The sequence below is a fragment of the uncultured Gemmiger sp. genome (assembly GCA_944388105.1).
GTDB lineage: Bacteria > Bacillota > Clostridia > Oscillospirales > Ruminococcaceae > Gemmiger.
In genome coordinates this window covers 1-6765 of sequence record CALXHN010000107.1, presented here as the reverse complement: position 1 = coordinate 6765, position 6765 = coordinate 1, and the positions used below count along the sequence as shown (strand labels likewise).

The following is a 6765-nucleotide window of genomic DNA, read 5'->3' as shown; positions in this document are numbered from 1 at the left end:
GCCTTCAAAAGCGGCAGCAGGCTCCGGAAAAACACGCCTCGCTGCACGAAGATAAGCCCGCTGGCCGCAAGGCGCCAGATCTGCAAAAGTATGCCACTGCTGATGATACACTTCAGAGCGACCACAAACGTCATCTCTGTCTGGTCAGGAGTGAGGAAACCTGATGCATTATGCCAGTGAACGGTCACTTGCAGAGGCAGCGCAATCTGCATCCATATCCCCAGGGCAACAGTCAGCCAGAAAAAGGCGCTGCGGGCCCCGCTCCACAGGATGCGGCCGGGCCGCAGCATGGCCACAAAGTCTTCCAGAGTGTCTTCCGACGGAGGCTCCGGTGTACTGCCCGCGTGCATTAGCTGGGATAAACTCAGCCCTAGAGCATCCGCCAGCGGTTCCAAGGTGTTGATGTCAGGGAACCCGATGCCGCGCTCCCAGCGGCTCACAGCCTTGTCTGTGACATGAATGATATCGGCCAGTTCCGCCTGCGTCATTCCGCGTTCACGCCGCGTGTCGGCCAGAAAAGCTCCGAAAGTCTTTGCGTCCATTTTGCGGCACCTCCTTTGGTATAACCATACCACCCACTGTGCCCAAAAGTAAACCTACGATTCCTTTACCTGCGCAAATACACAAAAACTCCCTCTGACGAAAGCTTGTCAGAGGGAGTTTCATGCTTATTTCAGGGTTCCGTCCAGAACCTGCAGATAATACCAGGGCTTCGGTGCGCGGAATACTTTGCCGGCAAGGGAAGCATACCGCTCATCCTTGATTTGCTTGGGAAATGCCAGCTCCCAGGCACACAGGGCCTGGTACTTCAGCTTGAGCTCCCGGTTGGCGGCATTGTTGCCATATTTGCTGTCACCCAGAATCGGGCAGCCGATGCTGGCCAGGTGTGCCCGGATCTGGTGGGTGCGTCCGGTGACCAGATGTACCCGCAGAAGGGCCAGACGGCCGCTCACAGCAATGGTGTCGTAGGAGGTGATGATTTCCTTGGTGCCGGGTTTCGGCGCATCCAGAACGCGTACCAGACCGCGCTCTGCGTCTTTCATCAAAAAGCCTTTCAGGGTATCGGCGGGCGGCACGGGGCGGCCAAAGGTCACGCACAGGTACGTCTTGCGGATCTGATGTTCCCGGATGGCATCGGTCAGGAACTGCTCCGTTTCGGCGTTTTTAGCCAACAGGATCAAGCCGCTGGTGCCGGTATCCAAGCGATGGCAAAGGCGGATGGAGCTTTCATTCTCCAGGCGCTTTTCCTCATACAATTTGCGCAGAACCCGGGCGCGCAGGGTATCCGCATCGTCCCCGTCCACCGGAATACCGGCAGGCTTCAGCGCTACAATCAGGTCGTCGTTTTCGTAAATCAGTTCAGCTGGCGCCCGACATCCAAGAAACCAGGGGCCGTCCTGTACGGTCAGCCCCAGCTGATCGTCCAGCAGATAAATGCGGATCACATCTCCGTTCTGTACCCGGGTGGACAGGGGCTGCTTTTTGCCGTTCAGCTTGATTTTGTTTTCCCGCAGGGCTTTGTTCAAGCGCCCGGGCCCCAGTACGGGGTACTGCTGCATCAGATACTTGTCCAGCCGTACCGGCAGCAAAGATTTTACTTTCAGTTCTTGCATGGGATCGTCTCCAGTTCCTGCCCCCACAAAACGGTGGCATCTTCAATTTCAAGGGTGACCATCAGCCACCCGGGATCACTGTCGTCTACGGTCAGAATGGGGTACGTCCTGCCGTCGGCGACGATGGCCGCGGCACTTTCCAGCTTGCGGCGGGTAAAGGGCGCGTCCGCAAAGCAAACGGTTTGTTTCGTGCTGTCCAGTACACCCCGGTTCCATAGAGCGTCAGTGTAATCGGCCAGCCGCAGGGGATAGTTTTCATCATAGGGAATACAGGCAGTGTCCAGCCCGCAGTCGGCCATACCGGGAGCAATCACGTACCAGCTGCCATCGGCGCCGTCAATGCGGCCGCACCAGGCACCACTGTTTTTTACAGGCTCCACGGCTTGAAGAAAAGCGCCTTCGTCGGCAAATAAATACAGGGTATCACTGCGCAGTTCTCCTGTTGCCAGTTCCTGGCTGTACACTGTTCTCTGTGCTTCCAGGGCAGAGGCATCATATCGTGCAGCAAAAGGATCGTTGGTTGCCATTCCCAGATCGGCGGTATACAGTGCCAGGTGAAGTGCATCGGTCTGCAGTCCGCTCATGGAGGCGATGGAATTGTATCGTCCGGCTGCCTGCTGCCAGAAATCACTGGTCATGGAGGAGGGAAATGCATCCTGCTTCTGCGCTTCGGCGAAAGCCTGCCGGCGCTGCATCAGCCCTGGCATCAGGTCAATGAGCTGTAAAACAGTCAAAACTGTCAAGCCGGCAAAGACAATATGTCGGCGCTTGAGAAGGCGAGAAAATCCCACACAGACAGCCAGCATAAGCAGATAATACACAGGCCAGAACATTCGGCCGCCAGAACGGAATACGGAAAACACCTTGATCAAAGCTGGTGGCAGAGGTAAAGTGGCCAGAGTGGCTCCATTGGCGGTGATGACGTGACTTATCGCAAAGGCCGTCAGGATAATACTGACAAGACATAAGGCCCAGTGGCGGCAAATCAGTGCCCATAGATTTTTGGGAGCTTTGAATAGCATCCGGATCAGGCATATAAAAAGACCAGCCAGCACGCCAAATCCCAGATAGGCGAAGGCGTCGTAGTTGCCACCCACTTGGTTCTGCTTGGGCAAAAAGAAGCTCCAATCTACGCCATTGACGCCGGCAGGGTTCCACAAGCTGTTCAGATTCATTCCAAAATAGCCGTATAATGCGTCGCTTCCACCAGTGGCTGTTCCGTAAAAAAGTCCGAACATCCATCCGGCTGCAACGGTCAGGGCCAGGTCTGCCAGAAGCCAGAGCGCCGGACTCAGATACCGATGCCGAGATACCGCATACTCCAACAGCAATGCGAAGGTAACGGCATATGTCATGGGAACAAAATAGGGATGTATGGTAATGGTCAGGATATTGAGCGCAAAAAGCCCCCGGAAGCAGTGGCGACCGCTGCGTCGGCCGAGAAAATAAAAGTATAAAGCGGCCAGGATGAAGAAGTGTGCGGCCAGAGAGGTATGGCGAAGTGCACGCTCCCATAGGATTGGGCTGAAAACGAACAGCAGGTCCGCCAGTAAAGGGCCGGTGATTCCATCCAGGAAGAGCCCCAGGAGCCTTGCACCTGCGGCGCCCTGGGCCATCAGACAAAGCAGGGTAAACCACCCGAAATATTGAAAGGTGGCAGGGAGGAGTGGGGACAGAAAACGGAAGAACGCAGCCAAGAGGGGAATGGAGTCGGTATAAGCAACACTCAGTCCTTGCGGGGCGTTGATGTTATCGGTCACGCATAGCGGAAAGGACAAATCACTTTGCCGATAAAAAAGCCAACCGGCATAGTGCTGTTGGATATCCTTTTCAATGTATCCGCCGCGACAAAAACTATCGTTGGTCACATCCAAGGGAGAAAGGCCAAAGATGAGTAAAAAGGCGACCGCCCCCAGAACGGCTCCGCCTAAAAGCAAAAGGCCGTCTCTGCGTTTGTCTGCGGCTGTATGCATCCTGTTCATCCCTCCAAATTTGTTTGCTGGCATAATATCCTCATTTTATCATAAGAAAATATACTTGCGCAACGTTTGCGAAAAGCCTCCGCGAATGATTGTTATACCGGCATCATATAAAGAGGGAACAGCCGGAAAACAGAGTTGCTGGAATGATCTGGGCGTCTTGCGCTGCTGCCAGTATAGCACAGAAGTTTCAGGGACGGTATGCCCTGCGGTAAGAAGAGGACAAGGATCTGCATTGACATTTTGTCACGGGTGCGATACAATTACAAAGTTAAGAATAGGCCGCCATGGTGAAATTGGCAGACACAAAGGACTTAAAATCCTTCGGAAGCGATTCCGTACCGGTTCGACCCCGGTTGGCGGCACCAGGAAAAGCAGACCGCTTTTGTGGTCTGCTTTTTCTTCTTTATTCGTATCGGAAATCATTTGCCGGAGGGGGAAAAGTGGGGCAGGAACTTCATTTTGTTTTGAAAAAAGGCTGAAAAATCACAAAAATGCTTGTATCTTGCGTCAATTTCGTTTATACTTATGTGTTGTATGTTCGGTCACTGTGCCGTACTACATCCCGTCAATAGAGGAAGCACCCGCGGGGTGCTCAAGAACGAGTCTGCAGGAGGGGAAGCATCCATGTCTGATTACCGTAAGATGACCAAAGAAATGCTCCTGGCTGAAAAGGCCAAACTGGAAAAGTCCTATGCCGATTTCAAGGCACTGGGGCTCAAGCTGAATATGGCCCGCGGCAAACCGGGCCCGCACCAGATGGACCTTGCCATGGATCTGCTCAAGATGAGTGATTACACCACCGAGGACGGCACTGATGCCCGCAACTACGGCAACCTGGAAGGCCTGCAGGAAGCCCGTGTTCTGTTTGGCGAAGTTATGGGTGTCAAGCCGGAAAATGTCTTTGTGGGCGGCAATTCCAGCCTGCAGCTGATGTACAATCTGGTGGCCATCGGCTATACCTTTGGTTTCCAGGACTCTCCGTGCCCTTGGTCTGCGGTGGAAAAACCGAAGTTCCTGTGCCCGGTTCCCGGTTATGACCGTCATTTCCGCATCACCGAGGAATTCGGTATTGAGATGATCAATATTCCCATGACCCCCACCGGTCCCGACATGGATATGGTGGAAAAGCTGGTGGCTGAGGACGCTTCCATCAAGGGTATCTGGTGTGTGCCGCAGTATTCCAACCCGGACGGCTACACCTACAGTGATGAGACTGTGCGCCGTTTCGCCAGCATGAAGACGGCAGCTCCCGACTTCAAGATCTTCTGGGACGAGGCCTATATTGTCCATCACCTGACCGATGAGATCATCGAGACGCCGGTCCTGCTGGAGGAGAGCCGTCAGTACGGCAATGAGGACCGCGTCTTCATGTTCACTTCCACCAGCAAAATCACCTTCCCCGGCGCTGGCGTGTCTGCTCTGGCCTGCAGCGAGAACTCCATGAAGTATGTCTGCAAGCGCTTCGAGGTCATGATCATCAGCTATGACAAGATGAACCAGCTGCGCCATGTCCGGTTCCTGAAGAACAAGGCGGGCGTTCTGGCCCATATGCAGAAGCATCGCCGTCGTCTGGTGCCCTGCTTTGATGCCGTCAAGTGCACCTTGGCCCATGAGCTGACCCCCTGCGGCGATATCGCCCACTGGACCAACCCCAAGGGCGGTTACTTCATCAGCCTGTATGTGATGCCCGGTTGCGCCAAGCGTGTGGCGGAGCTGTGCAAGCAGGCCGGTCTGGTGCTGACCGGTGCGGGTGCTGCTTATCCTTATGGCCGCGACCCGGAAGATTCCCACCTGCGCATTGCGCCGACCTATCCCAGCCTGGATGAGGTTGAAAAAGCGTCTTTGCTGCTTACCGTCTGCGTGCGTCTGGCAGTTGTGGAAAAGCTGCTGGCCGAACAGGAGTAAGCTTCGGACCCTGCGGTCCGGCATAGAAGTCCTGCCCGAGCGGGCAAATTTTGGAGGTACCTAATGAACAAAAGAGGGAAGTCATGGCGCTTTTTTGCCATGGCGGCGCTGATCATTGTGTTTTCACTTTCGGCGCTCTTGGGCTTCAGCTATCAGTATGGTGACACCAAGACCACCTACCTGAAAGGTGCTGGCGACATTCGTTTTGGCATTGATATCCGTGGCGGTGTTGATGTCACATTCATGCCTGCGGATGACATCGATGCTACGGATACCCAGATGGAAGCAGCCAAGACGGTTATTGAGGATCGTCTGGTTGGCCTGGGCATCACCGACTACGAAGCCTATGTGGACAACAACAAGGACCGCATCATCGTGCGTTTCCCCTGGAAGAACGACGAGAGCAATTTTGATCCGCAGAGCGCCATTGATGAGATCGGTACCACCGCCCAGATGGTCTTCCGTAAGGGAAGCACCGCGGACGGCGAGGAAATTCTGACCGGTGACGATGTGGATTCTGCTATGGCAGGGTATCTGCAGAACGAAGGAAATGTCGTTCAGCTGAAGTTCACCTCTTCCGGTGCGGAAAAGTTTGCCGATGCCACCACCGAACTGGCTCCCAGCAATGGCACCATCAGCATCTGGCTGGATGATGAAAACATCAGCACTGCATCGGTGGAATCCGCCATCACCAATGGCGAGGCCATTATCAAGGGTAGCTTTACTGCGGATGAGGCTGCCACTCTGGCAAACCAGATCAATTCCGGCGCTTTGCCGTTTGCTCTGTCTGCGGAGAGTTATTCTACGATCAGCCCGACCCTGGGTGCCCGCAGCCTGGAAGTTATGGTTCTGGCCGGCGTCATCGCTTTTATTGCGGTAGCATTGATCATGATCATCCGGTACCGCCTGCCCGGTACCATTGCGGCCCTGTCTTTGTTTGGACAGGTTGCTGCCACTCTGGCAGTGGTTTCCGGCTACTTCCCGGTCTTCTCCGGTTCTACCCTGACTTTGCCCGGTATTGCCGGTATCATTCTGGGCATTGGTATGGGCGTTGACGCCAACGTCATTACCGCCGAGCGTATCCGTGAGGAACTGGGCAAGAAGAAGACTCTGGATGGCGCCCTCACCAACGGCTTCAAGATGGGTCTGACCCCCATTATTGACGGAAACGTGACCATTGTGATCGTGGCCGCTATCCTGATGGGCGCCTTCGGCCCCACCGACGGTTTCTGGGCCAAGGTCTTTACTCCGGTGTTTGGTTGGTT

Annotated in this window: 5 protein-coding genes and 1 tRNA gene; 3 read left to right on the top strand and 3 right to left on the bottom strand. The window is 54.8% G+C overall.

The genetic code is table 11. The features are described from left to right. From Q0K17_RS09820 to Q0K17_RS09810, 3 genes are all read right to left on the bottom strand, one after another. The coding region (locus tag Q0K17_RS09820; RefSeq protein WP_294542662.1) for a helix-turn-helix transcriptional regulator at nt 1–542 on the bottom strand (542 nt) is incomplete at its 3' end. Nucleotides 543–668: 126 nt separating this feature from the next. Then, complete coding sequence (locus Q0K17_RS09815; RefSeq protein ID WP_294542660.1) at nt 669–1613, bottom strand: RluA family pseudouridine synthase; 945 nt, start codon at nt 1611–1613, stop codon at nt 669–671. After that, nucleotides 1601–3619, bottom strand: coding sequence for a DUF6311 domain-containing protein (locus Q0K17_RS09810; protein ID WP_294542659.1), 2019 nt, complete (start codon nt 3617–3619; stop codon nt 1601–1603). Before Q0K17_RS09810 ends, Q0K17_RS09815 begins: the two co-directional genes overlap by 13 nt. A gap of 254 nt (nt 3620–3873) precedes the next feature. Between Q0K17_RS09810 and Q0K17_RS09805 the strand changes: the two genes are divergently transcribed. The 3 genes from Q0K17_RS09805 to Q0K17_RS09795 all read left to right on the top strand — a co-directional run. Then, a tRNA-Leu gene (locus Q0K17_RS09805) sits at nt 3874–3960 on the top strand. Between the two features lie 259 nt (nt 3961–4219). Next, complete coding sequence (locus tag Q0K17_RS09800) at nt 4220–5500, top strand: aminotransferase (protein ID WP_294542657.1); 1281 nt, start codon at nt 4220–4222, stop codon at nt 5498–5500. A gap of 63 nt (nt 5501–5563) precedes the next feature. Beyond that, on the top strand, nt 5564–6765 hold a 1202-nt coding region (locus Q0K17_RS09795), incomplete at its 3' end, for a preprotein translocase subunit SecD (protein WP_294542655.1).